Genomic DNA, 1,392 nt, shown 5'->3' with positions numbered 1-1,392 from the left:
CTTTCATAAAGAGTTCTTAATTTGTGATAAAAATATGTATTTTTAATACTCTCTCCGCTTGCGAAATTTAAAACATTATTTTTATCATACAATCTTAAAATATCTACAAATTTTTCATCAGGTGTAATCACTACAATATCTTTTGCACTAATACCTGCTTTTAAAAAAGTATTAATTTTTTCAAAAACAAAAGCTGCTTGTAAAGTTCTTAAATTAAAACTTTTATAGCTAATTTTATTTTCCTTTAAAAAAGAGTATTCTTTTAAAATTTGATTTTGATTTAAATCAAATAAATAAGAATAATTTTCTTTAAAATTAAACCCTTGTAAAAAGCTAAGAGAGCTTAAAAAATCTTTATTAAACTTAGTGCAATTAAATTGCACTTTAATAGGAATTAGTTTTTTAGCTTCTAATAAAAGCTCAACCTCAAAAGCATTTAAAAATCCTTGAAAATCAAAAATGATTTCATTGTAATTTTTTAAAAAATCAACATTAATTTTATAATTTAAAGGCAAAGAAATTTCATCATATAAATTATGTTCTTTTAATAAGGTTAAATAGCTTTTAAAAAGTTCTTCTAAAATTTGCAAATGTTCATCATATTGTGCATAAGCATCGTGAAATTTTAATTCGCTAATATCTTTTTTTTCTAAACTTAACTCTTTAAAAAAACTAAATAAATAAGCATTATTTTTTAAAAATGCAAAAAAATTACTTGGTATTTTTAAACTCTGTTCTAAATTTTTAGTTTGCTCACAGGCTTTTTGCATCAAAAGCAAACACTCATAACGTGTAGCTTCAAAATGCTCAGAAAAAACTAATTTTTGCATAAACTCAGCTATACTCATAGCTGGATCTACTAAAGTGTTTTCTTTTAACTTTTCCTCATAATATTTTCTTAAAGCTCTTAAAGAGCTAAATACAAAAAGTCTCATTATTTAGTTTGCAAAAAGAATTTAAAAAAACCTATACTATTTTCATTTTGAGTAATTTTTAAAAGTAATTGCCAATTGCCTTTTTCTTTAATATCAAAATCAAAAACTAATTCATTAGCATCTAATTTTACTTGCAATTTTTCATCGCTTTTGTTTGTATGCGGACGTGAGAGCAAGGCTTTGATTTGAAGTTTATTTAAATCATAATTTTTTAAATTTTTAATAAAAATTCTAAATTCATTTTGCCCTTCATTGATATAATAAATTGATTTATTTTTATATATAAAACTTTCTTTATCCTTAATATATAATTTAAAATTTTCATCAAATTGTTTTTGATTATTTTGAATTTTATTAAAATTTGATTCTACATTTTGATAGGTATCAAAATAAAAATTATCCTCATATACAGGATAATCACTTGCTATAATGATTGTTGCAATACAAGCTATAACAA

Annotated in this window: 1 protein-coding gene and 1 pseudogene; both read right to left on the bottom strand. The window is 21.9% G+C overall.

All coding sequences use genetic code 11. From position 1 onward, the window contains the following. Positions 1–935: pseudogene (locus JG677_RS08160) on the bottom strand (PD-(D/E)XK nuclease family protein); the annotation flags it as partial. Continuing rightward, positions 935–1,392: hypothetical protein (locus JG677_RS08155; RefSeq protein ID WP_200286139.1), on the bottom strand; the 458-nt coding region annotated here is incomplete at its 5' end. The pseudogene JG677_RS08160 and the gene JG677_RS08155, both read right to left, overlap by 1 nt.

It is taken from the genome of Campylobacter sp. TTU-622 (genome assembly GCF_016598965.1).
Classification (GTDB): Bacteria; Campylobacterota; Campylobacteria; order Campylobacterales; family Campylobacteraceae; genus Campylobacter_D.
Note: the sequence above shows the minus strand (reverse complement) of the source record. Positions and strands in the feature narration are given on the sequence as shown.